Genomic DNA, 25,446 nt, shown 5'->3' with positions numbered 1-25,446 from the left:
GGCCTCTGGCCCTGTGCGCCTTTTCGGTAGTTCGACCTACCAAGAAGGCGCACGAGGGGCTTGCCCCCATTCTTCTTAAGAAAGTGAGCTCATGACCGACACCACGTTGCCACCGGACGGTCCGCAACACGACCGGATCGAACCGGTCGACATCCAGCAGGAAATGCAGAACAGCTACATCGACTACGCCATGAGCGTCATCGTCGGTCGCGCTCTGCCGGATGTGCGCGATGGTCTGAAGCCCGTGCACCGCCGCGTGCTGTACGCGATGTACGACACCGGAAATCGTCCCGACCGCGGATACGTGAAGTCTGCCCGACCGGTCGCCGAGACCATGGGTAACTACCACCCCCACGGCGACTCCTCGATCTACGACACCCTGGTTCGTATGGCCCAGCCGTGGTCGCTGCGGTACCCCCTCGTTGACGGCCAGGGAAACTTCGGTTCCCGAGGCAACGACGGCGCTGCCGCCATGCGTTACACCGAGTGCCGGCTTACGCCGCTCGCGATGGAAATGCTGCGTGAAATCGACCACGAGACAGTCGATTTCACACCGAACTACGACGGTAAGACCCAGGAACCTACGGTTCTTCCCAGCCGTATCCCGAACCTGCTGATCAATGGTTCCAACGGTATTGCCGTCGGTATGGCCACCAACATCCCGCCGCACAACCTGCGTGAAGTTGCCGACGCCATCTACTGGGCGCTCGAGAACTACGAAGCCGACGAGGAATCCACCCTCGCGGCCGTCATGGAACGAGTCAAGGGTCCCGACTTCCCGACCCACGGCTTGATCGTCGGCGGCCAGGGAATCCAGGATGCCTACACCACCGGCCGCGGATCCGTCCGCATGCGCGGTGTGGTCGAGGTCGAAGAAGATACCAAGGGCCGCACCACAATTGTCATCACCGAGCTGCCCTACCAGGTCAACCCGGACAACCTGATCACCTCGATCGCGGATCAGGTTCGTGATGCCAAGATCGGTGGCATCTCCGATATTCACGACGAGTCCTCGGACCGCGTCGGCATGCGCATCGTCGTCACCGTCAAGCGTGACGCCGTCGCCAAGGTCGTGCTGAACAACCTTTACAAGCACACCCAGTTGCAGACCAGCTTCGGCTGCAACATGCTCTCCATCGTCGACGGAGTGCCGCGCACGCTGCGCCTCGACCAGATGATCCGTCTGTACACGACGCATCAGCTCGAGGTCATCGTTCGTCGTACCAAGTACCTGCTCCGCAAGGCTGAAGAGCGCGCTCACATCCTGCGTGGTCTGGTCAAGGCTCTCGACGCGTTGGACGAGGTCATCGCCCTGATCCGTGCGTCGCAGACCGTTGACGTCGCCCGCGCCGGACTGATGAACCTCCTCGAGGTCGACGAAATTCAGTCGGACGCCATCCTCGCGATGCAGTTGCGTCGTCTGGCCGCTCTCGAGCGTCAGAAGATCGTCGACGAATTGGCCGAGATCGAGATCGAGATCGCGGACCTCGAAGACATTCTGGCAAAGCCGGAGCGTCAGCGTGCGATCGTCCGTGACGAGCTCAAGGAAATCGTCGACAAGTACGGCGACGACCGTCGTACCCGCATCATCGCCGCTGACGGAGACGTCAACGACGAAGATCTGATCGCCCGCGAAGACGTCGTCGTCACCATCACGGAGACCGGCTACGCCAAGCGCACCAAGACTGACCTCTACCGCTCGCAGAAGCGCGGCGGCAAGGGCGTTCAGGGTGCCGGCCTCAAGCAGGACGACATCGTCTCGCACTTCTTCGTCACCTCGACGCACGACTGGCTCCTCTTCTTCACCACGAAGGGCCGCGTCTACCGCGCCAAGGCATACGAACTGCCCGAAGCCAGCCGTACTGCTCGTGGACAGCACGTCGCGAACCTGCTGGCCTTCCAGCCGGACGAGCGCATCCAGTCCGTCATCCAGATCAAGACGTACGAAGACGCGCCTTACCTCGTGCTCGCTACCCGCAACGGTCTGGTCAAGAAGTCCAAGCTCACCGACTTCGACTCCAACCGCAGTGGCGGCATCGTCGCGATCAACCTGCGCGACGAAGACGAACTGGTCGGCGCTGTTCTCTGCTCCGCTGACGACGATCTGCTTCTCGTCTCGGCACAGGGACAGTCGATCCGCTTCTCCGCGACCGACGAAGCGTTGCGTCCGATGGGCCGCGCCACTTCCGGCGTCCAGGGCATGCGCTTCAACGGCGAGGACGAGCTGCTCTCGCTTAACGTTGTCAGTGAGGGTAAGTACCTCCTGGTCGCGACGTCGGGCGGTTACTCCAAGCGAACTGGTATGGAGGACTACCCGGTCCAGGGCCGCGGCGGCAAGGGCGTACTCACGATTCAGTACGACAAGAAACGTGGCACTCTGGTCGGTGCGCTCATCGTCGACGACGACGACGAGCTGTACGCGATCACCTCGGGCGGCGGCGTTATTCGTACCGCAGCCAAGCAGGTTCGTAAGGCCGGACGCCAGACCAAGGGTGTCCGTCTGATGAACCTCGGCGACGGCGACACCCTGCTCGCAATTGCGCGCAACGCCGACGAGCCCGAAGAGATTGCTGCCGAGAACACCGACAGCGCAGACAATGCCGATGGAGCTAAGGAGTCTTAGTGAGCACTCCCAACCAGCCGGGCAGTGACCAGAAGAGCGAGAGCACTTCCGGTTCGACGCCACCGAAGCCGGAGCAGGTAACTGCTCCGGCGGGTGCCGGGGGCTCTAAGCCCTCGGCCGACGCCAAGCCTGACGGGCCTATGGCCGGCGCCAAGGCACCGGCCGAGAAGCAGGCAGCGCCTGTGGTGGACAAGCCTGTGGCGCCGGTGGCAGATAAGTCAGCTGCGCCGCTGGCTGGGAAGCCGGCAGTGGCGGGTGCAGAGAAGAGTTCATCACCCGCACCCGCACCCGCGGCCGCCGCGCCGAAGGCTCCCGAGGCGCCGACAGTTCAGGCTCGGGGCAATCAGGCTCCTCCGTGGCAGCGTGGTCAGCAGCCGCCCAAGCAACCGGGTCCCCAGCAGCAACCGGGTCCGGCGCAGCAGCGGGAACCTCAGACCAACATCACGCGTCCTGTCTCACCCGGACCTGACGTCAGGAAAGGCCAGCCTGCTCAGGCAGGGAAGCCGCAGACCGGTCCAGCGAATCAGCGACCGGCCGACCGTCCTTCCGGTGCGCCGCAGGGTGCGCCGCAGGCAGCCCGTACTGCAGGTCCGGCGCCGGCAGGTCGTCCGTCCGGACCACCGCCGGTCCGTCCGGCAGGCCAGCCCGCACGGCCGGTGATCACCGGGATCGCCGCACCCAAGGGGCAGAATCTGCCGGCGGGGAATCCTGGTGTGGGAACACCTGCTGCTGGAAACTCTCCTGTTGGAAATTCCAAGGCCCCGAGCCCCAAAGCGAAGGCCGCGGCGATCGACGGTCCGACTCGACACATCAGTCGTAAGGATCTGCCGAAGGACATGCCGGACCTCTCCGAGGCGAAGCATCCACTGCCACAGGCAGCGGTGAGTGACAAATCTCACGTAGCTGCTGGACAGGCATCGGAGGGGGCGCCACTGCGGGCGACTGTGCAGATTCGTCGTATCGATCCGTGGTCCACGCTCAAGATCACATCCGTGATTTCGGTGTCGCTGTTCTTCGTGTGGATGGTGGCTGTGGGCCTCCTCTACGTCGTGCTGGACGGCATGGGCGTCTGGGACCGCCTGAATAACGCGTTCACGGACATCGTGTCGGATTCGAGTTCGGGTGGACTGGTGACGGCCGGGCAGGTTTTCGGTTACTCCGCAGTGATCGGTGTGGCCAACATGGTGTTGTTCACGGCGCTCGTCACGATCGGTTCGTTCATTTACAACCTCTGCAGTGATCTCGTCGGTGGCGTTGAGGTAACTCTCGCCGACCGCGACTGACCTGCGGAAACGTTGCTCCGCCGGACCCGTTTTGGTGTTGCGGGACCGGTGGGGTAATCTTTGGACCGGTTCAAGGGCCTATAGCTCAGGTGGTTAGAGCGCTTTACTGATAATGAAGAGGTCGGAGGTTCAAGTCCTCCTAGGCCCACTCCTTGTGCCGAAGAAGGGTTGCTGGAATGAAGGTTTTCCTGCTTGTTGGGGCCGTCGTTCTGGTGTCTCTCGTAGTCACCAATCTGATCAAAAGTCGGCGCGGAGGCAAGGTTTGGCACGATTTGGAAACAGGATAGAACATAGGTAGTCTGACTCCGGTCGGAAAACCGAACGGGGCCTTAGCTCAGTTGGTAGAGCGCTGCCTTTGCAAGGCAGATGTCAGGAGTTCGAATCTCCTAGGCTCCACAGTGAAATAGATTGACAGAAAACACCCTCCCGGGAAACCGGGAGGGTGTTTTTGTATGCCGGGCCTATGTGCCTGTCCCGTCATCGAGCGAACGCCACGTACATCGCCTTAGATGCGCCGAACGGTACGTTCGCTCTGCCGCGGTGGCGAGCGCAGGCGAAGGAATAGCCCATTTCCCAGGGCGAAGCATACGATTCCCGCATGAAACCTGTGTGGGACCGCCTGCGCCGATATTTTGGGACGTTGCATCCCGTCGGCCTCGCCTTTGCCCTGGTCTTTTTTGTGTGGTCCATGACGCCCTCACTGCTTCCGCGTGCCTGGTATTTGCAGGGCGTCGCGACGGGCATCTCCTTGGCGATGGGTTACGCACTCGGAACGCTGATCGCGTGGATGGTTCGCAAGTGTGGTGTGGAACCGAAGTGGTCGGAGCGGACGAAGAAGATCGCGTGGTGGGTCATGGCGGCCGCGGCGGTGATTCTGGTTCCGCTGTTCCTGGTTCTCGGGTCATGGTGGCAGCAGATCGTCCGGGGTCTGGTGGAGATGCCGCCTACCAATCAGGCGAACTACCTCTTGGTTCTGATCATTTCGTTGTTCATCTGGTTCATTCTGCTCGAGGCGGCTCGGGGCCTCCGCTTCACGACCAATCGTTTGACGCAGGTTGCTCTGCGATTCGTGCCCAAGGAGGCGGCGAAGGTTGCCAGCCTCGTCGTTGTGTTCGCGTTCGGTTTCTTTGTCATCAACGGTGCGCTGTACAACGGGTTGATCGCCTTCGCGAACTGGAGTTTCTCGGGTGCGGATACCGAGACACCTGACGGCGTCGAGCAGCCGCTGATTGCCGAGCGCAGTGGTTCGCCCATGTCACCGGAAGCCTGGGACACCCTGGGGCAGGAGGGCCGCACCTTCATGGGTAGCGGGCCTACTGCGGAAGAGATTTCGCAGTTGACCGGCCGTGAGGCGAAACAACCGATCCGGGTGTACGCGGGACGTGAGTCCTCGGATTCGATTCGTGGTGTTGCAGACCATGTGGTGGCGGAATTGAAGCGCACCGGTGGATTCGATCGTGGAACGTTGGCTGTGGTGACGACGACCGGTCGCGGTTGGGTCAACGAGGATGTGGCGTCGTCGTTCGAGTACGTCGAGGACGGCAACACGGCTATCGCGTCGATGCAGTATTCGTTCCTGCCCAGTCCGTTGGCTTTCATCGCGGACCGGGAGACACCGCAGGTTGCCGGCCGCGCATTGTTCAACGCGGTCTTTGCCGAGTGGATCGACATGCCGGTCGAGACGCGTCCCAAGCTTGTCGTGTTCGGTGAGAGCCTCGGCTCCTACGGTGGGCAGGCAGCTTTTGCCGGTGCTCAGGACATGATGACTCGCGTCGACGGCGCACTGTGGGTAGGTACGCCGAACTTTACGACTCAGTGGCAGGAAATTACCAACGACCGTGATTCGGGTTCGCGTGAGATTCTTCCGGTGATCGACGGTGGCCAGACGATCCGGTTTGCGGCGGACCCTGAAGACCTCGAATTGAAGGCCGATTGGGAAGACGATCGAATCGTCTACTGGCAGCACGCAAGTGATCCGATTACCTGGTGGTCATTCGACCTTCTGTTCCACAAGCCGGACTGGCTGCGGGAGAAGCCGGAGGGTCGTGACGTCGATCCGGGTATGACGTGGATTCCGTTGGTGACGTTCTGGCAGGTCACTCTGGACATGGTGTTCTCGGCGGATGTTCCGTCCGGTCACGGACACAATTACGGCGAAGATGCGGCGGATATGTGGGCGAATATCCTGCATCCCGCGACGTGGACACCCGAGAACACGAACCAGTTGCGTGCGATCCTGACAACAAATGTGGAGCCGACCAAGTAGTTGAAAGTGGTTGCAGTACAGCAATTTAAGTGTGGAACCTTATCGGGTTGACCGAAATGAAGTATGTGTTACCCTGCGTTCACTGTGTGTCAGACCACAGTGCACATCGACGTGGGGAGAACGTGAACGTGAAAACCCGAATGTGGTGGGTCGCCGGCATGTCCGTTGCAGCACTGATCGTCAGTGCTGCAACGGCGCCGTTTGCGGTGGCAGAACCAACGGATTTCTACACTCCGCCGACGGACTTGCCGCCCGGAAGCAACGGCGATCTCATCAAAGCCGAGGCGACGCCCTTGATGTTGAGCGTGCCCGGAAGCAATGGTCCGTGGCCCGCGACCGCCACCAAGATCATGTACCGCAGCGAGGACGCCAAGGGCGCTCCCGCCGCAGTCACCGGCACCTACCTCGAGCCGACTAACCCGTGGACCGGACAGGGGGCGCGTCCACTGGTTGCTGCAGCAGTGGGTACGCACGGGCAAGGCGACCAGTGTGCGCCATCGAAGCTGTTCAATACGGGCCTCGAATATCAATTCCCCACAGATGTGATGGTCGGCTACGAGTCGATCTGGGTAAACATTTTGCTGCTCAACGGGATTGCCGTAGTGGTGACGGACTACGACGGCCTGGGAACTCCGGGCGATCACACCTACGTGAACCGTGCGGCCGAGGCCCATGCGGTTCTGGATTCGGTGCGCGCCGCGCAACAATTGCCCAATGCCAGTATCTCCGGCAACGGTCCCGTCGGACTGTGGGGTTACTCGCAGGGCGGCGGAGCTGCCGCGGCCGCAACGGAATTGAAGCCGTCGTACGCACCGGAACTTGATCTGAAGGGCACGTATGCGGGCGCTCCGCCGGCCGATCTGGCGGCAACGCTGGCACAAGTCGACGGCACTTTCCTCACGGGCGTTATCGGATACGCACTCAACGGAATTCTGGCGCAGTACCCGGAGGTCGAACCGCTGCTCGACGCAGAGATCAACGATCGCGGTCGACAGATGCTGGCCGCTACCAAGAATCAGTGTGTCGGGGAGACGGGATTGGAATTCGGATTCCAAGACTCGTCCAGTTTCACCAAGTCGGGTGAATCCTTGTCGGCCGTCCTCGCGCGTCTGCCGCTTGCTCAGGAAATCCTGGACGAGCAGAAGATCGGCAATCTGACTCCGACGTCACCGGTCCTGATCCAGCACGGTCGATCCGACGACATCGTTCCGTTCGGCCAAGGGCAGGAACTTGCCCGCGACTGGTGCAACAACGGTGCGACAGTACAGTTTTCGGTGAACGAATTGCCGCCGATCATTCCGGGAATGGCAATAAATCATGCCGCTCCCTATCTGGCGGGAACTCCCGAATCCATCGGCTACATGATTGATCGCTTCAATAACGTTCCGGCACCGTCCAACTGCTGACGGCGTACTGAAAAGCCCCGGAACACTGGGTGTTCCGGGGCTTCTGGCAACAGGTTAGGCGGTTTTCTCGTCAACCCGCGGGGGTGCCGACGCCACCGGCGGATGCTCGCGTCGACGGCTCTTGTAGAACACCGCGCCGCCGATCACCGCAACGCCGGCGATCACGAAGACGGCGAGACGCTTACGTCCGCGAGGCTTTTCCACCCGTTCGCTCCGGGCTGCCGACTTGGACGGAATTGCCTTGGCACATTCGACGCCCTTCTTGGCTGCCGCAGCGCCCTGGCGGCCCAGGAACAGTCCGACCTGGCCGGCGCCCCGTGCTACCGACTTCGCGACAACGGCGGCGCAACGCCGAGCGTCGGTGGTGGGCAGCTGCGTGCTGATGGACTCGGTCACTCGTGTCATGACTTCACTGTGCCACAGGCGTCGGAGCATCAGTTTGCGAACGGATTCTGCGGGGCGGCATCCATGAAAACCCAGACAATGGCACGATGGTGGGGTGACTTCAACTCATCAGACCGCAACCGCAACGCTGCACACGAACCGCGGCGACATCAAGATCGCTCTGTTCGGCAACCATGCGCCGAAGACCGTCGAGAACTTCGTCGGCCTCGCCGACGGCTCGAAAGAGTACAAGACCGAGAACGCATCCGGCGCCAAGACCGGACCGTTCTACGACGGCGCAGTCTTCCACCGTGTCATCGACGGCTTCATGATCCAGGGTGGCGACCCCACCGGAACCGGCCGCGGCGGCCCGGGTTACCAGTTCGGCGACGAGTTCCACCCGGAACTGCAGTTCGACCGCTCCTACCTGCTTGCCATGGCTAACTCCGGCCCGGGCACCAACGGCTCGCAGTTCTTCATCACCACCGGCCCGACGCCGCATCTCAACCGCAAGCACTCCATCTTCGGTGAGGTTGTCGACGAAGAGTCTCGCAAGGTTGTCGACGCCATCTCCACCACCGCTGTCGATCGCTCCGATCGTCCGGTCGAGCCCGTCGTCATCAACAGCATCACCATCTCCTGAACAGGTAATTAACGAAGATGACTAACCCCGGTTGGGGCGGCGGTGCGAGTGAGGGCATCCCGCCCCAACCGCGGTGCGTCCGCCATCAAGATCGACCCACGTCGCTTTCCTGCAATCGTTGTGGCCGCCCGGCGTGCCCGGATTGCCTCCGTGAAGCTGCGGTGGGTTACCAATGTGTTGACTGTGTAGCTGCCGGTCAACGCGATATTCGTCCTGTGCGCGGTGTTGCCGGCAATATGGTCAGCCAGACGCAGCCGGTGCCGGTTGTGACGTACACGCTGATGGGCTTGAACGTCCTGGCCTTCCTGGCGACGCTCGTGCAGTCGCGCAGCATCATGAACAATCAGGTCGGCTCGTCGATTTTTGCGGACTGGGCCCTCAATCCCGGGCTGGTCGCCAGCGGCGAGTGGTTCCGGTTGATCGGTTCGGGCTTCTTGCACTTCGGGATCCTGCATCTGGCCGTCAACATGTATGCGCTGTACATCCTGGGCCGCGATACCGAGATCGTGATGGGCCGTTCCCGGTACATCAGCGTCTATCTGGTGTCGTTGCTCGGCGGCAGCGCGTCGGTGATGGCATTTCAGCCCGTGTTCTCCGGTGGCGCGGCCAGTTGGACGGCCGGCGCGTCCGGTGCCATTTTCGGGATCATGGGTGCGCAGGCAGTGATTCTGTTGCGACTGCGTCGTAGCCCGGTTCCGATCATCTCGGTGATCGCGATCAACGTGGTCATCAGCATTTCGCTGCCGGGTATCTCGTTCTGGGGTCACGCGGGCGGGCTTCTCGCGGGCGCTGCGGCCACCGCAGCGTTCCTGTACGCCCCGCAGTGGCTCGGCGCCGGTCAGGATCGGGAAAAGTCCGTACGGATCGGCTGGATCGGTTTGGGGGCCGTCACCGTGGTCATGTTCGGAATCGTCGTGATGCGCGTCGTGCAGCTGCGGGAGCAGTACCCCTTCCTCGCGGTTTAGATAACTGCCGCCTAGGGAGCTACTTCTCCGGCGGCACCAATCCGTGAACGGTCAGCACGTCGAGGACGTCTTCGGGGTTGGTGCCCAGATCCCAGCGTCCGAAGATCAGGAGTTTCTCCGTATCGGTCGGGCGGTCGACGATGTCGATTTCGAGCATCGGAACGCGTCGACCCAGACGCGGGTAGCGCACCAACCGTGCACGGTCGATCTGCTCACGGGTGAAGACGTGGCGGGCGAGCAACCTTTGCACGGCAATTGCCGGACTGCCGTTGTCGTCGATAACGGCGAGTCGTGGTCTCTGCTTCAATGCGAGTCCGCCCATGACGAACAGCCCGATCACCGCGAGGGCGAGCAGGAACCGTCCGGCGGTCTCGGTGGGCACCACGATTGTCGCGATCGCGAGTGCGATTCCGCCGCCGAACATTGCGTAGACAGCACTCATCGGAGTGGCCCACGAGACGACGTCCGAGCCGTTGCCGGGAGGCTGTGGATGAAATTCATCCTCGAGCATGTGGATAACTTCCTTAGTTGTCCACAGGAGTTATCCACACTGGGGATGAATGACACCCATGTAATTGATTGGCGGGTCTAAGTCGGTGCGAATTCAGTATTCGCTGGTCAACGCCATTTCATGGTCATGATGAGTCCCACGACCATGAATCCGAAGCCGACCAGGAAGTTGTACGCTCCCAAATCGTTCATCCAGGTGATGGAATCTGCAGCCAAGTAGTACACAATCAGCCAGGCCAGCCCGACAAGCATGAAACCGAGCATCACCGAGACGTACAACGTGCTCGACGGACCCATCTTCACCTTGACCGGAGTTCGGTTGGCCGGATTGATCGTGTAGTCGTTTTTCTTACGTACCTTCGACTTGGGCATAACGTCCTCGCTCTAACGGTGTGACCTGATTGTGTATATACACGCTAACGTAGCTGGGTCCGGCCGGTCACGGGCCGATCGGTGAAAGTTCGGGGAGGAAGTAGTGCCGCAGCGTGGGGTGACACAGAATCTCTGGCGCGTCGGAGTGCTCGTCGTCTGCCTGGTGGCCGGTCTCATGGTGGCCACAGCCCAGCGATCAGCCGAAGAGAATCAACTCCAGGTCACCGACAGCACCCGCCTTTCCGATCTGGTTCGCAGCGCACAGGCCAATGCCTCCGACGTCTCCGCCACTCGGGACCAGCTCTCGGCGCAACTGAACGCACTCCAAGTCGAGGCCGCGCGATCCAACGCCGGAGTTGCCGACACACTGGCTGAGATCGACGCGATTTCCGTCGACGCCGGCCTGACGTCGATGACCGGTCCCGGTGTTGTCGTCACCATGACGGATGCGCCGCGTAACGCCGACGGCAAATATCCCGTCGACGCCACCCCGGACGACCTGGTTGTCCATCAGCAGGACGTTCAGAGCGTTCTGAATGCTCTGTGGGCCGGCGGTGCCGAGGCAGTCGGTATGCAGGATCAGCGGATTGTGAATACGTCGGCTCCGCGGTGTATCGGAAACACGCTGCTACTGCACGGGCGTACCTACAGTCCGCCGTACGTGATGCGAGCGATTGGTAACACCGAACGCCTCGAGGCGGCACTTGCCGGCGAACCCGGAATCCGGGTCTTCAAGCAGTACGCCATGCGCTTCGGGCTGGGGTACACGCAGGCGAGTCCGGAACAGATCACGGTGCCCGCCTATACCGGCGGATAACTCGGACGTTTACCCTGCTCTTATGAGGATTCTTGTCGTCGACAACTACGACAGCTTTGTGTTCAATCTGGTTCAGTACCTGGGTCAGCTCGGGACCGAAGCGGTGGTTTGGCGTAACGACGATCCACAACTGACCGGACCCGGTGCCCTCGAGGCGGCAGCGGCCCAGTTCGACGGCATTCTCTTGAGCCCCGGCCCCGGTACCCCGCAGCGCGCGGGCGTGACGATGGACCTGGTGAAAGTGTGTGCCGACTCCAAGACTTCACTGCTCGGCGTCTGCCTCGGACATCAGGCGATCGGTGCGGCTTTCGGCGCGACGGTCGATCGGGCGCCGGAACTTCTTCACGGAAAGACGAGCCGGGTCAACCACACGGGCGTCGGTGTTCTGGCCGGTCTGCCCGATCCGTTCACCGCGACGCGCTACCACTCGCTAACGGTCCTCGAAGACACCATTCCGGACGAACTCGAGGTCACTGCGCACACCGAAAGCGGTGTCGTCATGGCGATGCGTCACCGCGAACTACCGATCCACGGTGTCCAGTTCCACCCCGAATCCGTCCTTACTCAGGGTGGGCATCGGATGCTCGCGAACTGGTTGACAGTGTGCGGCGAGGCTCCGCCGGAAGCTCTTGTGAAGGCCCTCGAGGCAGAGGTTGCGTCAGCGCTCGGTGGCATAGTCCCCGTTCTTCGCTGATCCTGAAAACGCCGGTCACAAAAGAGGTCCTCCCGAACTTTTTCGGGAGGACCTCTTTTACATCCGATGCACTATCGGCCGGGAATCCCCAGTGCGCCGACGCTGACCGTGATGACGGAGTCCTTGGAAATTTCGGATCCCGCGGGCTGAGTCTGCGAGACGATCTTGCCCACCATCTCGGGAACGAGTGTGGTGGTCTGGGTCTGCACCAGCTGTGCTCCCGTTCCCGCCCAACCCGATGTGCGCAGTGTCGCCAATGCCTCGGACACGGTCTTGTTGGTGAGGTCGGGCATCGCGATCTTGTTGCCGTTTGACACCCGCAGCGTCACGGTCGTGCCCTTGGTTGCCGACGTTCCACCCGCTGGATCGGTAGAGACCACCTGGCCCTTGGGGAGCCCGGAATCGATTTCGGTTGTCTGGACGACAAAGCCGGCGCCTTCGATGTTGGGCTTCGCAACTTCCTGACGCTGGCCTGTGACGTCGGGGACGCGGACCTGCTCAGGACCGGTGCCGACGGTGATCGAGACTGCCGAATCGAGCGTGACGGAAACACCTGAGGCCGGATCTTGATTGACGACCTTGTCCACTTCGGCGACCGTCGACGCGACCTGTCCGATCGTCGGATCCAGTCGCAGACCGACGGCGTTGAGCTTTCTTTCGGCGTCGTCCTGGCTCAGCCCGGTCAGGCGCGGAATGGCAACCTGCTCGGGGCCGGTGGACACGTCGAGGGTGACGGTGCTGCCCTTCTCGATCCGAACTCCGGCCACCGGACGGGTAGTGATGACGTTGCCCGCCGCAACCACCTTGTCGGTTTTCTGCTGACGTTCCACCTTGAATCCGGCGTTCAGCAGTGTCGCTTCGGCGGAGTCGGCCGGTTGGTTGGTCAGATCTGCGGGAACGGTCACCATCTCGATCTTGGAGGTGTTCACGTTCAGCAGGAACGCCGTGATCAAGCCGATGACCACAACAGCCGCGAATCCCATCAGGGCGTATCGCAGGCCCTTCTTTTTGGCCGGCGGTTCCGGCGCTCTCCGCTTCGCGGCAGGGTTCACCGGATCCACAGGATCCGGGGCTGTGCGGAAGTTACCGGTGTCGCTGCCGACGGAACCGAGGATGCTGGTGCGGTCCTCGTCGTTCATCACCATCGGCGCACTCGGGCGCTGGCCACCCAGCACCCGAACCAGGTCACTGCGCATGTCGCCGGCGCTCTGGTAACGGTTGGCGGGGTTCTTGCTCATCGCCTTGAGGATGATCGAATCCAGCTCACGCGGAATGTCGCGGTTGACCTCCGACGGCGTGGGCGGGTCTTCACGGACATGCTGATACGCCACTGCGACCGGAGAGTCTCCGGAGAAGGGCGGCTCACCGGTGAGGACCTCGAACAGCACACAACCGAGCGAGTAGACGTCCGAACGTGCGTCGACCTGCTCACCGCGGGCTTGCTCAGGTGAGAGGTACTGGGCGGTGCCGATCACGGCAGCCGTCTGCGTCATCGGACTGGACGCGTCGGAGATGGCTCGGGCGATGCCGAAGTCCATCACCTTCACGGCGCCGGCGCGGTTGATCATGATGTTGGCGGGCTTGACGTCGCGGTGGACGATGCCGTTGCGATGGCTGAAGTCCAGCGCGGCACACACGTCCGCGATCACTTCCATTGCATGACGGGGCGCCATCGGGCCGTTGCTGCGCACGATGTCACGCAGGGTGTCGCCGTCGACGTACTCCATCACGATGTACGGCAGAGGCCCAGCTTCGGTCTCGGCTTCACCCGTGTCGTAGACAGCCACGATCGCCGGATGGTTCAGGGCGGCGGCATTGTGCGCTTCACGACGGAACCGCAAGTAGAACGTGGGGTCACGCGCGAGGTCGGCTCGCAGAACCTTGATAGCCACGTCGCGGCTGAGTCGGAGGTCGCGCGCCAGATGAACTTCGGACATTCCACCGAAGCCGAGAATCTCCCCCAGTTCGTATCGGGAGGAGAGATTACGGGGTGTCGTCATTCTTCATTTCCTAGCGGTTCTTCTGCAGCGTTCGACTCGGTCGTCGTGGTGGTGGTCGTCATGGTTGTCGTGGTGGTTGTCGGAACCGTGGTGGTGGTTGTCGGAACCGTTGTTGTGGTGGTCGTCGTCGGAACCGTCGTCGTCGTCGTTGTCGTCGGAACCGTTGTTGTGGTGGTCGGTTCGGTTGTCGTCGTCGTGGGCCGAGTCGTTGTCGTGGTGGGTTTGGTCGTCGTGGTCGTCGGTTTGGTCGTCGTCGTCGACGACGACACCACAGCCGGGGAGGAGTTGTCCGGGCTGTCCGTGGCAATCCAGACGCCGCCGATGATCAGTGCCAGGGCGATCAAACCGCCGCCGGCCCAGGCCATCGCCTTCTGGCCACTCGTCAGCCCGCCGGTATCGGCGGCATCCGCCGCAGCGGTGTACCCCGTCGCGGCATACCCCGCGGTGGGCGCCAATATCTGTGTTGCGCCGGTCGGGGTCGCGGATCCGCCGTGCGCCAAGCCTGGTGGCGGCGGACGCCTTCCGGCCCGTACAGCGGCGACGGCATCGGCGAACTCGCCGCCGTTGGCGTAACGACCGGAGGGATCCTTGGTCAGCGTGATGTCGATGAGTTCGCGAATATTCGGGGGCAGGTCGGCCGGCATGGGGGCCGGAATTTCCTGGACGTGCTTCATCGCGACGGTCAATGCACCGTCGCCGGTGAAGGGTCGTCGTCCGGAAAGTGCTTCGTAACCAACGATTCCCAGTGAATACACGTCACTGGCTGCGGTGGCATCCTGGCCCAGGGCCTGCTCGGGAGCGATGTACTGGGCGGTGCCCATCACCATTCCCGTACGCGTGACGGGAGAGTTCTCGACGGCCTTCGCGATGCCGAAGTCGGTGATCTTGACCTGGCCGGTGGGGGTGATCAGGATGTTGCCGGGCTTCACGTCACGGTGCACGACACCGGCGTCGTGGGCGATCTGCAGTGCGCGTCCGGTCTGCTCGAGCATGTCGAGGGCATGCGGAACCGCAAGGCGGCCGACGCGTGAGAGAACGGCATTGAGAGGTTCACCGTTGACCAGTTCCATCACCAGGTAGGCAGTGGATTCACCTGAGCTGTCCCGAGTCTCGCCGTAATCGTAGATTCCCGCGATACCGGGGTGGTTGAGCTGAGCTGTCGTTCGAGCTTCGAATCGGAATCGCTCCAGGAACTCCGGGTCCGACGAGAACTCCGACTTGAGTACCTTGACGGCGACGCGTCGATTGAGTCGTGAGTCTGTTGCTTCCCAGACCTGGCCCATTCCGCCGGTAGCGATGAGCCGGTTCAGTCGGTAACGATCGGCGATCAAAGCGCCATTGTTCAACGCCATGGTTCAGCCCCCTTGTATTCCGGCTGCGATTACTGCGCGACCGATCGGTGCAGCCACAGAGCCACCGGTAGCGGCAAGTCCGCGGTCGCCACCGTTCTCGACGATGACGGCGACTGCGACCGTCGGATTCTGAGCGGGTGCAAAAGCGATGTACCAGGCGTGAGGCGGTGTTTCCCGCGGATTCACGCCATGTTCGGCCGTGCCGGTCTTGGACGCGATCTGGACGCCCGGGATCTTGCCTTCGCCGCCGGTGAAGTTTTCCGAACCGATCATCAATTCAGTCAATGTTGCAGCCACGGCCGGTGAGACGGCTTGGCCCATCGACACCGGAGCCGGTGAACTGAGATCGGTCAGGTCCGGCGCCTGTAGTTGGGAAATCAGATTCGGTTGCATCCGTACGCCGCCGTTGGCGACGGTCGCGGCGATCACCGCATTCTCCAGAGGCGTCACGGCGACGTCGCGCTGACCGATGCTGGTCTGGCCGAGCGCCGCGTCGTCGGGAATGTCGCCCACAGTGCTGTCGGCGACGGGCAATGGGATTGCCGGTGTGTTGGGGCCGATACCGAAAGCCTTGGCTTCGTCCTTGACGGCTTCCGCACCGTCCTTGATGCCCAATTCGACAAACGCGGTGTTGCAAGAACGCGCGAACGCGTCACGTAGCGACGCCGTCGGATTGGGTCCGCAGGTGCTTCCGTTGTAGTTCTCGAGGGTGGTGCTGGTTCCGGGCAGCGTGATCTGCGGCGCCGCGGTCAGTTGATCGTCCGGGGTTGCGCCGCCCGTCAGAGCGGCCGCCGTGGTGATCACCTTGAATGTGGAACCGGGCGGGTAGGTCTGCGAGATGGCACGGTTCACGAGGGGGTCGGCCGGGTCGGCGTTGAGTGCGTCCCAGGCCCGCGTGGTTTCGGCGCCGTCGTGGCTCGCGAGAGTGTTGGGGTCGTAGCTCGGCGTGCTCACCATGGTCAGGATTCGACCGGTGCTCGGTTCGATGGCGACGACGGAACCGGTGTAACCCTTGCTGGTCAACTGGTCGTAGGCGACCTGCTGCATTGCCGGATTGAGCGTCGTCACGACGTTGCCGCCCCGCGGATCGCGTCCGGAGACGATGTCGAAGAAACGCTGACCGAACAACCGGTTGTCGGAGCCGTTGAGGATGGGATCCTCGGTACGTTCGAGGCCCGCGCTGCCGTATTGCATCGAGTAGAAGCCGGTGACCGGGGCGTACGGGTACGGATTGGGGTACTGGCGCAGGTATTTGTACCGATCGTCGGTGGACTGGGAAGCAGCCAGTACCTGTCCGGCAGCCGAGATCTGACCTCGTTGGCGTGAGTACTCGTCGAGCAGCACCCGGGAGTTGCGGGGGTCGGCTCGCAGGTCATCGGCTTTGATGACCTGGACGTACGTGGCGTTGGCGAGTAGCGCGACAACCATCAACATGACGGCCATCGCGACGCGGCGCAGGGGAGTGTTCATATGCGCGGCATCATCTCGGTATGGGCGTCGGCGATCGGGGGTGGACCCTTCTTCTTGGCAACTACCGGTGCGCGGGCGGCATCGGAGATTCGAATGAGAATTCCCAGTAGGAGGTAGTTCGCGAGCAGCGACGAACCGCCGTACGACATGAACGGTGTGGTCAGACCGGTCAACGGAATCAGCTTGGTGACGCCACCGACCACAACAAAAATCTGGATCGCAATGGTGAACGACAAGCCGGCGGCGAGCAGTTTGCCGAAGCTGTCACGCACCGCCAGCGCTGTACGGAGGCCACGAACGATGAGAAGCAGGAACAACATCAGAACCGCTGCCAGGCCGATGAGTCCCAGTTCTTCGCCGATGGTCGCGATGATGAAGTCGGTTTTGGCGAACGGCACCTGATTGGGTCGCCCACTGCCCAGGCCGGTACCGGCGATTCCGCCCGTGGCCAGGCCGAACAGCGACTGGGAAATCTGATATCCGGTGTTGGCGTAGTCGCCGAGCGGATCGAGCCAGGTGTCGACGCGCACGCGGACGTGCGCAAACATCTTGTAGGCGAAGAAGAATCCGATGGCCAGCAGACCGCCACCGATCACGAGCCAGCCCACACGTTCGGTGGCGATGTACAGCATGACCAGTACCGTGCTGAAGAGCAGCAGTGACGTACCGAGGTCGGTTTCGAACACGAGCACGCCGACCGACACGATCCATGCGAGCAGGATCGGGCCGAGGTCGCGGGCACGCGGAAAGTCCATGCCCAGGAAGTGTTTACCGGCGCTGGTGAACAGATCACGTTTGGCCACCAGGACCGACGCGAAGAAAATGATCAGCAAAATTTTGGCGAACTCACCGGGCTGAATGCTGAATCCAGGCAAGCGAATCCAGATCTTTGCACCGTTCACGCTCGAGAACCGGGCCGGCAGAATCGCGGGGATGGCCAAGAACACCAGGCCGGCGAGGCCAAGTGTGTAGCTGAACCGCGCCATCAGGCGGTAGTCCTTCAAGAACACAAGTAGCAGAACAAAACCCGCGATAGCGAGTGCTGTCCACAGCACCTGCTGGTTCGCGTCGGGGGAAGGTGCTTCGACGCCGTTGTACAGAGCTGTCTGCTCGTCAGCCAAGTCCAGGCGGTGAATCAGCACCAAACCGAGGCCGTTGAGCAGCGCCACGATCGGGAGCAGCAACGGGTCCGCGTACGGTGCGTACCGCCGGATTGCCAAGTGCGCGATCAGAAACAGGCCCGTGTACGTCAAGGCGTACTTGGCCAGATCGAGGGTGATCTTCTGTTCCTGGCTAGCTTCGACCAACAACAACGACACCGTCGTGATGACGACGGCAAATCCGAGCAGCAACAGTTCCATGTTGCGCCGAGTCGACTGGACCGGCGCCGGGGCAAAACCTCCGGGCGGGCTCGGAAAAGCCATCCCGGCGGCGGCGTTGGACGACATCAGTTGACCGTCCTGCAAGTCTGACCGGGGATTCCGGTCGGAGTCGGCGCAGGAGTGGGCGTCGTTGTTGCCGGTTCATTGGGAGCGGGCGGTGCTGCCGGCGGTGCGGCAGTCGGGGCCGGTGTGGGTTGCGGCGTCGCAGTTGCCGGAACCGGTTCGCAACGAGGCAGGAGATCGCCGCCGATGAGTCGGATCATCTGACTTTGTGCGTCCTGATGATTGCCCGACGGGAGCCCGGCCCGGACCTGTTCCTGCGCCGATGGTGCCAGATCGGTCACCTCGAGGATGTTGCAGTCACTCGGGATGGTGCTGGGCGCGACCAGCGTCAGGACGTCGTCGTCACCGACACAACCGATCAGATCGGCTTCCTGCAGTGAGTAACCGAGGACAGAACCGGGGATTCCGCGCAGCACCGTGACACGGCCCTCGTCCGCCCCGACGTAGTAGGTGTTGCGGATGACCGTGCGGCCGATGACGGCACCAACAGCGATCACAGCAAGCAGCACTACGGCGAGAACTACCCACCACAACCGGTTTCGCTTTTTCTTGGGCTCGGGTTCGGGCACAGAAACAACACGCTTGGGTGTTGCGCGTGGCGGTCGCATAGCTGCGGCTCGGCCCGCGGCAGTGTTGGGGGGAGGAGCGAACTCTTCTTCCTCCGTGGATGCAGCACCAGCGACGATGGGGCGAGACTGCCCGTAATCGAGGTCGATGACGTCGGCCACCACAACTGTGACGTTGTCAGGACCGCCACTGCGGAGTGCCAATTCGATGAGGCGATCAGCGCACTGCTCCTGCGAGCCTTCGCTCATCGTGTTCTCGATGGTTTCGTCGCTGACCACGTCGGACAGGCCGTCGGAGCAGAGCAGGTAACGGTCACCGGCGCGGGCTTCGCGCATGGTGAGCGTCGGCTCGATCTCGTTGCCGGTCAATGCCCGCATGATCAGGGATCGCTGCGGATGCGTGTGCGCTTGTTCGGCCGTGATCCGACCCTCGTCGACCAGCGACTGAACAAACGTGTCGTCGCGGGTGATCTGCGTCAGATGACCGTCGCGCAGCAGATACGCGCGCGAGTCACCGATATGGACGAGCCCGAGTTTGCTGCCGGAAAACAGGATCGCGGTGAGCGTGGTCCCCATGCCGTCGAGTTCAGGCTCTTCCTCGACGTGATCGGCGATGGAATCGTTGCCCTCACGAGTCGCTGCCTCGAGCTTGCCCAGCAGGTCCTCGCCCGGTTCGTCGTCGTCGAGGTGCGCCAATGCGGCAATCATCAACTGGGATGCGACTTCGCCGGCCGCGTGGCCACCCATACCGTCGGCCAAAGCCAACAGACGAGCGCCCGCGTACACGGAATCTTCGTTGTTGGAGCGCACGAGACCGCGGTCGCTGCGCGCCGCGTAGCGGAGAACAAGGGTCACGGGCGCAACTCGATTACGGTCTTTCCGACACGAACCGGTGTTCCCAAGGGAACTCGTACAGCCGTGGTGACCTTTGCCCGGTCGAGATACGTGCCGTTGGTGGAACCGAGATCTTCGACGTACCAGTCGGCACCGCGCTGCGAGAGCCGCGCATGACGCGTCGACGCGTAGTCATCGGTCAGGACAAGAGTTGAATCGTCGGCGCGCCCGATCATGACGGGTTGTGTACCCAACGTAATGCGAGTGCCGGCAAGGGCGCCCTGTGTGACCACCAGATATCGAGGAACCTTCGTTTTGCCGAGTGACGGTAGGACTTTTCCGGCGCGGGCGTACCGCGCGGGAACCCGAACTCCGGAGCCGGCATAGATATCCGACCGCAGCGTGCGTAACACCGCCCAGACGAACAGCCACAAGAGGAGCAGGAAGCCTGCCCGTGTGAGTTGCAGAATCAGGCCCTGCACGGCTGTCCACCTCCTTCTATGGCTTGATCCCCAGCAGCGGGGTTCAAGCATTGTCGACTGGCAGCATCATAGGGGGCACGGAGCCCCAAAAGAGCACGATACTGACACGGGAGGGGCGGCGCCGCGCCGACGGACCGCCCTATGTTCGATTGTTATGTAGAAAATTCCGAGCAAACGTTTTCCGGTCCAGGAGTGGCGCTCAGAGGATGCGCACCAAGATCTCGGAGTGACCAGCACGGACGATGTCGCCGTCCGCGAGCTGCCAGTCCTGAACCGGCGCGCCGTTGACCGTGGTGCCGTTGGTCGAACCGAGATCGGACAGCATCGCAGTCCGGCCGTCCCAACGGATATCGATGTGGCGACGTGAAACGCCGGTGTCGGGAAGGCGGAACTGAGCTTCCTGTCCACGACCGATGATGTTGCTGCCGTCGCGAAGCTGGAAGTGGCGTCCGCTGCCGTCTTCGAGTTGCAGCGTTGCTGTCAAAGCCTGCTGTGCAGCAGGCGCGTATCCGCCCGGGTTGTAGCTCTGCTGCGCGTACGACTGGGTTTGGTCGTAGTTGGCGCTCTGGTCGTAATTGCCTTGGTCATAGCTGCCCTGGTCGTAGGACTGGGCGTCGTACGGCTGCTGGTTGTAGGCCTGATCGTTGTAAGGCTGCTGATAGCCCTGCTGATCGTTGTACGGCTGCTGCGGGTTGGCGTTCTGGTCGTAACCCTGCTGCTCGTAGCCGCCCTGGTAGGCCTGCTGGTTGTAGGCCTGATCGTTGTAAGGCTGCTGGTAGCCCTGCTGATCGTTGTACGGCTGCTGGGTGTAGCCCTGCTGGTCGTAGCTGCCCTGGTACGCCTGCTGATCGTTGTAGGGCTGCTGGTAACCCTGCTGGTCGTAGCCCTGCTGCTGGTTGGGCGCCGGGTTGGGGTTCTGGGTGGGGTACGCCTGCTGGTCGTCGCCCGTGCGGTAACCGTCGCCGCGGTCGTAGCCGTTCTGCGGCGGAGCGCCCTGACCCTGCGGCGCGTGGTATCCGCCGCCTTGCGCAGCGGCAGATCCGCTGTCGTCATGTGAGTATCCATTACGAGCCGGCTGCTGATCGGGCTGGCGACCAGCCGGTTCGCGGCTGGATTCGTAGCCTGAGTTCTGCGTCATGGTGCCGGCTCCTGGTTGTGACGGGACTGGATTCGAAACAGGGGGAACGATCGGTGTGGGTCTTTGCTGTTCTGGCCTTTGCGGGGGTCGCGACGACACCTGCGGCACATTGGTCCGAGCGGGTGCCTGCTTGGCTTCCTCATCCGGGTCCACAGTGCCGCGGGTACGGAACTGGCCGGTGTGGAGCGTAGGCGAAGGCTCGAAGGTTACCGAAATATCGCCATATGTCTGCCAGCCCTGATCGCGGATGAAATCCTGCAGATGCCGGCTGAAAGCCTTGATGGTGAGGTCGCGGTCGGCCGCCAACTCTTCGTGATCCGAATTGTTGATGGTGATGACGTAGTGGTTGGGAGCAAGAAGGATGCCGCCGCCGAGGTGTTCGACGCGGTCCCGCGCTTCCTGTTGAAGCGCGGCCTCTACTTCTTGTGGCACGACGCCGCCGCCGAAGACACGTGCGAATGCGTCACCGACAGCTCCTTGAAGCTTCCGTTCAAATCGCTGAACGATGCCCATCGGGGTCTCCTCTCGCTTCGCATCGACGAGTTGGAAATGCTCGGCAACTAGCACCGGCACCGCCAAGTCGCGTGTCGTCCAAACTGCTGTTCAGGTTCCACGGTACTGTCAAACGTCGGCTCAGCAGTACCTGGTTGTGGTTCCTGCATGATATCGGTTCCACCCTTTGCAATGCGCTGTGTTCTTCGTTTCAGGTACTGACCTGCACGAATAGTGGTTTCAAATCTCATCGTGATAATGTTTCGACGTTGCCCGGGCGGGTGGCGGAATGGCAGACGCGCTGGCTTCAGGTGCCAGTGTCCTTCGGGACGTGGGGGTTCAAGTCCCCCTCCGCCCACAAAACAAAGGCCGCGAATCCTCACAGGATTCGCGGCCTTTGTGTTTGTCTGGGGAAATGACCGACAACGCCCGCTTCGGCCGACCGCCCAGGTTCCCTGGCGTGCCGTTCAACGAGATCCCAGTCCTTGTGCCGCTGCACAGCACTCTCATTCAGACGGATGAGATTGCGTTGTGGATTACCGGCGTTCACGTCTACACCACGTGCATCACCTTCTCGGTGCAGACAAACCTTCGTACCGCGGACCGGTTTCCTGACATGTACGGGTTCGGTCGACCGGCCAGTGGATGTACGCCGCCGATGCTGTTCGGGGTGCAGGACTCCGAGGGCCGCATTTCGACCAACCTGCCCAAGGTCCACACCGGCTTGCAAGCTAATGGTGGGGGCGGAGATGACCGTCGGCATCATCGACGAAACTCAGGTCACCATTGATGGGACGGACATTGCTTCCGCAGTTTCGGACGTGACGGTCCTGTGGGAGGAGGTGGAACCTCGAATGATCGATATCGACGATCGAACTATCCCGGCAATCGAGATTCCGCCTGGAGGTTGGTTCGAGGCCGCGGCAGAGTCGCAGAAGCGTGTTCCAGTCGTGGACCTGAGTGGAGCACGACGGATGAATTTTGCGTTCGTAGGCAAAGAACCGCCGGTGGGTGAACAGCCTGAATAGAAGTGACTCGGTGGTTTGTCTGAAATGCCGTCCCCATCGGGACGTTTCGAATGGAAGCTTCCCTCGAATTGGGGGTAGCACTAGTGCTACTATTGGCTATGGAGAGTTTGGGGCTGAAGGAACTTCGGCAGCACGCCAGCGACTACGTCAAACGCGCCGAGGCTGGCGAGACGATGCTGATTACCGTCGCGGGCCGGCCGAGTGCTGTTCTCGGTCCGGCGGGGAAAAGGGCGTGGTGCTCATTTGAAGAAATTGCCGAAATCTTCGAAACGAAAACCGACCCGGAGTGGGCGAAAGATCGCACCTTGATGCACGATCCGATCGTTGATCCGTGGGCTCAGCAGTGAAGTCCGTGTTGGATACCAGCATTCTCATCGCGAACGACGTACCGCCTCTGGATGGCGAGTTGGCGATCAGTGCAGTGAGTTTGGCTGAGTTGCACTTCGGACTTCTGGTCGCGGCGAGCGCCGAGCAACGCGCTCTGCGATTGCAACGTCTGATTGCGGTGGAGCGGAAGTTTGAGCCACTTCCCGTAGATGCGTTGGTGGCACGAAGCTACGGGCAACTTGCCGCGGCAGTAAAAGAACATGGGCGCAAGCCCCAGCCGCGGGCACTTGATCTGATGATCGCTGCGACCGCCCATGCGCACAACGCACGACTTGTCACCCGCAATGCGGAAGATCTACGAGGAATCGAACATCTACTTCGTATCGATACCGTGTGAATCCGCTTCCCCGCGGGGACGTTTCAGTTCCGCGACTTCAGTGCTGCCCGCGCTGCGTTGTAGCCGCCCATCCCGTGGACGCCGCCGCCCGGGGGAGTTGCCGACGAGCAGAGGAAGACGCCCGGAACTCCGGTCGCATAGGGATTGAGCCCGAATCTGGGGCGGGCGATGATCTGCCGCGCAGTGTTCGCCCCCGCCGAGATGTCACCACCGACATAGTTGGGGTTGTAAGCCTGCATTTGCGGGACGTTGCGAACGTGCGTACCGACGATCCGGTCCCGAAATCCCGGTGCGAAGCGCTCTATCTGCCGGGTGATCGCATCGGTGACATCGCCCGAATAACCATGCGGCACATGTGCATACGACCAGACTGGATGAATATCGCCGACTGAACGCGATGGATCGGCGAGGAACTGCTGACCCAACAGGATGAAGGGTCTCCCAGGCATGGAACCTTGCACGGTCTGACGCTCCACGGCAGCCGTTTCCGATATCGTTCCGGAGAGATGCAGGGTGCCGGCTTTCCGGGCGTGGGGATTGGTCCACGGTACGACGCTTCCATCGGAGTCACCGCGCACGGCAAAGTCGACTTTGTATGCGGCGGTGCCGAAACGAAATTTGCGGTAGGCCCGAGCTATTCGGTTGGGCTGCAGGCCGTCGAGCAATCGTGCGGCAGCGTCGGGTGCGAGATCGAGCATGACGATGTCGTAGCCGGCGAGTTGGGAGTAGTTGGTGACCCAGTTTCCGGTTTCGATCGTGCCACCGAGGCTGCGCAGGATCGATGCGAGCGCCGCCGCGATCGATCCCGAGCCCCCTTGTGCCACAGGCCAACCGTGTGCGTGGGCAGCTGCGGTCAGCATCGACGCAACAGCGCTGGACAGGGGAAGGTTCAACGGCCCGAACATGTGCGCCGCGACGCCGCCGAATAGCGCCCGAGCTTGTGGGGTCTTGAACAGCCGAGCGAAACCCGTCGCGGGAATCAGGGCGCCCGTTCCGAAACGCGCGAGCATCAGCGGGTGCTTCGGAAGGTGCACGATCGGCTGGAAGACGTCCTGCACCAATTCGTCGAAGTTCTCGGAGAGGTATCCGAAGACGCTGAGCCACTTCTTGCCGTCGACACCCAGTCCGTCTGCGGTTCGATTGATATCGCGCCACAGAACCCCGGCGGTGCCGTCGTCAAGCGGGTGAACGAGGTCGATTTCGGGCCACAGCCACGTCAGTCCGTGATCGGCGAGACTGAAGTCCCGGTCGAGTTCCTTGAAAAACGGTGAGGCCAGAGCGGTGGGATGAAAAGCAGCGCAATCGTCGTGGATGAGTCCTTCGACGATGTACTCACTGCTGCGGGTACCGCCGCCGATCTTGTCGGCGCCTTCGATGACATGTACCTCGACCCCCGCGCGAGCGAGTTCGATTGCTGCCGCAAGACCGTTGGGGCCGCTGCCCACCACCACTGCCGTTGTCATTGCACCTCGTTCCCTTGCCGTGAGCGTACGCAAATCACATCAATGGCATTAGTCGCACAGAAAAGTGAGGACAACCCCTTGGTTGATCGCTCAACTTTTGTTAGAGTTCCAAGCACACTGGCCGCAGCTGATCTTTATCGCTGCGGCCAGTTGTTGCATATATCGCCCTTTTGTCTCCCGCATAGCCTGCTTGCCTGGGGATTCGGTATCCTGTGAAGCGGAACTTTCTGCACGAAACGCAGCCCTGAATCTCTTCGAGGCGCTCTCGGGCGTCAGCATCGTCGCAGCTCAGAGCAAACAAAGGGCTACCTTAGTTGCGCACATGCCGGGGTTCTGAATTATCGTTTTTGTTACACGGTTGTCTCTCAGACGTTTCAACCCGGTACTGACACATCGTCGTGTCAGTGCTCTCTACTGACTTGCATTGCAAGTTGATGGCCATCAGCGTTGCTGGTCGTCGGTGCATCTTTATGGCATACGAAGGCTAGG

The 25,446-nt window shown here is 61.9% G+C and carries 23 protein-coding genes and 3 tRNA genes; 15 read left to right on the top strand and 11 right to left on the bottom strand.

What is annotated here, in order from left to right:
* The first annotated feature begins 91 nt into the window (after nt 1–91).
* From gyrA to MTX36_RS19075, 6 genes are all read left to right on the top strand, one after another.
* On the top strand, nt 92–2,623 hold the full coding sequence (gene gyrA / locus MTX36_RS19100) for a DNA gyrase subunit A (protein ID WP_243621265.1): 2,532 nt from the start codon (nt 92–94) through the stop codon (nt 2,621–2,623).
* Nucleotides 2,623–3,906 (top strand): DUF3566 domain-containing protein, encoded by a 1,284-nt coding sequence (locus tag MTX36_RS19095; protein WP_243621264.1) that lies wholly within the window; start codon nt 2,623–2,625, stop codon nt 3,904–3,906. Before gyrA ends, MTX36_RS19095 begins: the two co-directional genes overlap by 1 nt.
* A 74-nt stretch (nt 3,907–3,980) precedes the next feature.
* Nucleotides 3,981–4,054: transfer RNA gene (locus MTX36_RS19090), tRNA-Ile, on the top strand.
* Between the two features lie 175 nt (nt 4,055–4,229).
* A tRNA-Ala gene (locus tag MTX36_RS19085) sits at nt 4,230–4,302 on the top strand.
* Between the two features lie 202 nt (nt 4,303–4,504).
* On the top strand, nt 4,505–6,172 hold the full coding sequence (locus tag MTX36_RS19080) for an alpha/beta-hydrolase family protein (RefSeq protein ID WP_243621263.1): 1,668 nt from the start codon (nt 4,505–4,507) through the stop codon (nt 6,170–6,172).
* A 128-nt stretch (nt 6,173–6,300) separates the two neighbouring features.
* Nucleotides 6,301–7,578, top strand: a complete 1,278-nt coding sequence (locus MTX36_RS19075) for a lipase family protein (RefSeq protein ID WP_243621262.1) — start codon at nt 6,301–6,303, stop codon at nt 7,576–7,578.
* Nucleotides 7,579–7,632: 54 nt separating this feature from the next.
* Here the strand turns inward: MTX36_RS19075 and MTX36_RS19070 are convergent, their stop codons facing one another.
* Nucleotides 7,633–7,983 (bottom strand): hypothetical protein, encoded by a 351-nt coding sequence (locus MTX36_RS19070; protein ID WP_243621261.1) that lies wholly within the window; start codon nt 7,981–7,983, stop codon nt 7,633–7,635.
* Nucleotides 7,984–8,077: 94 nt separating this feature from the next.
* Here MTX36_RS19070 and MTX36_RS19065 point away from each other — a divergent pair, with 94 nt between their 5' ends.
* On the top strand, nt 8,078–8,605 hold the full coding sequence (locus tag MTX36_RS19065) for a peptidylprolyl isomerase (protein WP_243621260.1): 528 nt from the start codon (nt 8,078–8,080) through the stop codon (nt 8,603–8,605).
* Between the two features lie 17 nt (nt 8,606–8,622).
* A complete protein-coding gene (locus tag MTX36_RS19060) occupies nt 8,623–9,570 on the top strand; it encodes a rhomboid family intramembrane serine protease (protein ID WP_243621259.1) in 948 nt (315 codons plus the stop codon).
* Between the two features lie 19 nt (nt 9,571–9,589).
* Here the strand turns inward: MTX36_RS19060 and MTX36_RS19055 are convergent, their stop codons facing one another.
* Complete coding sequence (locus MTX36_RS19055; RefSeq protein ID WP_243621258.1) at nt 9,590–10,081, bottom strand: PH domain-containing protein; 492 nt, start codon at nt 10,079–10,081, stop codon at nt 9,590–9,592.
* 107 nt (nt 10,082–10,188) lie between these two features.
* Nucleotides 10,189–10,452 carry a cell division protein CrgA gene (gene crgA, locus MTX36_RS19050; protein ID WP_243621257.1) on the bottom strand — a complete coding sequence of 88 codons (264 nt, stop codon included), beginning with the start codon at nt 10,450–10,452 and terminating at the stop codon, nt 10,189–10,191.
* Nucleotides 10,453–10,570: 118 nt separating this feature from the next.
* Here crgA and MTX36_RS19045 point away from each other — a divergent pair, with 118 nt between their 5' ends.
* Both MTX36_RS19045 and MTX36_RS19040 read left to right on the top strand, forming a co-directional pair.
* Entirely contained in the window at nt 10,571–11,269 is a 699-nt protein-coding gene (locus tag MTX36_RS19045; RefSeq protein ID WP_243621256.1) for a DUF881 domain-containing protein, read from the top strand.
* A 22-nt stretch (nt 11,270–11,291) separates the two neighbouring features.
* On the top strand, nt 11,292–11,963 hold the full coding sequence (locus MTX36_RS19040; protein WP_243621255.1) for an aminodeoxychorismate/anthranilate synthase component II: 672 nt from the start codon (nt 11,292–11,294) through the stop codon (nt 11,961–11,963).
* A 71-nt stretch (nt 11,964–12,034) separates the two neighbouring features.
* Here the strand turns inward: MTX36_RS19040 and pknB are convergent, their stop codons facing one another.
* From pknB to MTX36_RS19005, 7 genes are all read right to left on the bottom strand, one after another.
* Complete coding sequence (pknB, locus tag MTX36_RS19035) at nt 12,035–13,963, bottom strand: Stk1 family PASTA domain-containing Ser/Thr kinase (RefSeq protein WP_243621254.1); 1,929 nt, start codon at nt 13,961–13,963, stop codon at nt 12,035–12,037.
* Nucleotides 13,960–15,315, bottom strand: a complete 1,356-nt coding sequence (locus MTX36_RS19030) for a protein kinase (RefSeq protein ID WP_243621253.1) — start codon at nt 15,313–15,315, stop codon at nt 13,960–13,962. Before MTX36_RS19030 ends, pknB begins: the two co-directional genes overlap by 4 nt.
* A 3-nt stretch (nt 15,316–15,318) precedes the next feature.
* A complete protein-coding gene (locus tag MTX36_RS19025; protein WP_243621252.1) occupies nt 15,319–16,785 on the bottom strand; it encodes a penicillin-binding protein 2 in 1,467 nt (488 codons plus the stop codon).
* The gene (locus MTX36_RS19020; protein WP_279394782.1) at nt 16,782–18,233 is read right to left on the bottom strand and encodes an FtsW/RodA/SpoVE family cell cycle protein; all 1,452 of its coding nucleotides are present in this window, start codon (nt 18,231–18,233) and stop codon (nt 16,782–16,784) included. The genes MTX36_RS19025 and MTX36_RS19020 overlap by 4 nt, the downstream gene beginning before the upstream one ends.
* Nucleotides 18,233–19,651, bottom strand: a complete 1,419-nt coding sequence (locus tag MTX36_RS19015; protein ID WP_243621251.1) for a PP2C family serine/threonine-protein phosphatase — start codon at nt 19,649–19,651, stop codon at nt 18,233–18,235. The genes MTX36_RS19020 and MTX36_RS19015 overlap by 1 nt, the downstream gene beginning before the upstream one ends.
* Nucleotides 19,648–20,112, bottom strand: coding sequence for an FHA domain-containing protein (locus MTX36_RS19010; protein WP_243621250.1), 465 nt, complete (start codon nt 20,110–20,112; stop codon nt 19,648–19,650). The genes MTX36_RS19015 and MTX36_RS19010 overlap by 4 nt, the downstream gene beginning before the upstream one ends.
* 199 nt (nt 20,113–20,311) lie before the next feature.
* The gene (locus MTX36_RS19005; protein ID WP_243621249.1) at nt 20,312–21,763 is read right to left on the bottom strand and encodes a DUF3662 and FHA domain-containing protein; all 1,452 of its coding nucleotides are present in this window, start codon (nt 21,761–21,763) and stop codon (nt 20,312–20,314) included.
* A gap of 254 nt (nt 21,764–22,017) precedes the next feature.
* Here MTX36_RS19005 and MTX36_RS19000 point away from each other — a divergent pair.
* The 5 genes from MTX36_RS19000 to MTX36_RS18980 all read left to right on the top strand — a co-directional run bounded on the left by MTX36_RS19000 (nt 22,018) and on the right by MTX36_RS18980 (nt 23,494).
* Nucleotides 22,018–22,100 (top strand) — tRNA-Leu (locus MTX36_RS19000).
* Nucleotides 22,101–22,157: 57 nt separating this feature from the next.
* Nucleotides 22,158–22,532, top strand: a complete 375-nt coding sequence (locus MTX36_RS18995; RefSeq protein WP_243621248.1) for a hypothetical protein — start codon at nt 22,158–22,160, stop codon at nt 22,530–22,532.
* Nucleotides 22,492–22,770, top strand: coding sequence for a hypothetical protein (locus MTX36_RS18990; RefSeq protein ID WP_243621247.1), 279 nt, complete (start codon nt 22,492–22,494; stop codon nt 22,768–22,770). The genes MTX36_RS18995 and MTX36_RS18990 overlap by 41 nt, the downstream gene beginning before the upstream one ends.
* Nucleotides 22,771–22,820: 50 nt before the next feature.
* A complete protein-coding gene (locus MTX36_RS18985; RefSeq protein WP_243621246.1) occupies nt 22,821–23,117 on the top strand; it encodes a type II toxin-antitoxin system Phd/YefM family antitoxin in 297 nt (98 codons plus the stop codon).
* Entirely contained in the window at nt 23,102–23,494 is a 393-nt protein-coding gene (locus MTX36_RS18980; RefSeq protein WP_243621245.1) for a type II toxin-antitoxin system VapC family toxin, read from the top strand. The genes MTX36_RS18985 and MTX36_RS18980 overlap by 16 nt, the downstream gene beginning before the upstream one ends.
* Nucleotides 23,495–23,517: 23 nt before the next feature.
* Here MTX36_RS18980 and MTX36_RS18975 read toward each other — a convergent pair whose 3' ends face one another.
* Nucleotides 23,518–24,957, bottom strand: a complete 1,440-nt coding sequence (locus MTX36_RS18975; protein ID WP_243621244.1) for an NAD(P)/FAD-dependent oxidoreductase — start codon at nt 24,955–24,957, stop codon at nt 23,518–23,520.
* Nucleotides 24,958–25,446 lie beyond the last annotated feature (489 nt).

The sequence above is a fragment of the Rhodococcus sp. ARC_M6 genome (assembly GCF_022810305.1).
In the GTDB taxonomy this organism is placed as follows: Bacteria; Actinomycetota; Actinomycetes; order Mycobacteriales; family Mycobacteriaceae; genus Rhodococcus_F.
Note: the sequence above shows the minus strand (reverse complement) of the source record. Positions and strands in the feature narration are given on the sequence as shown.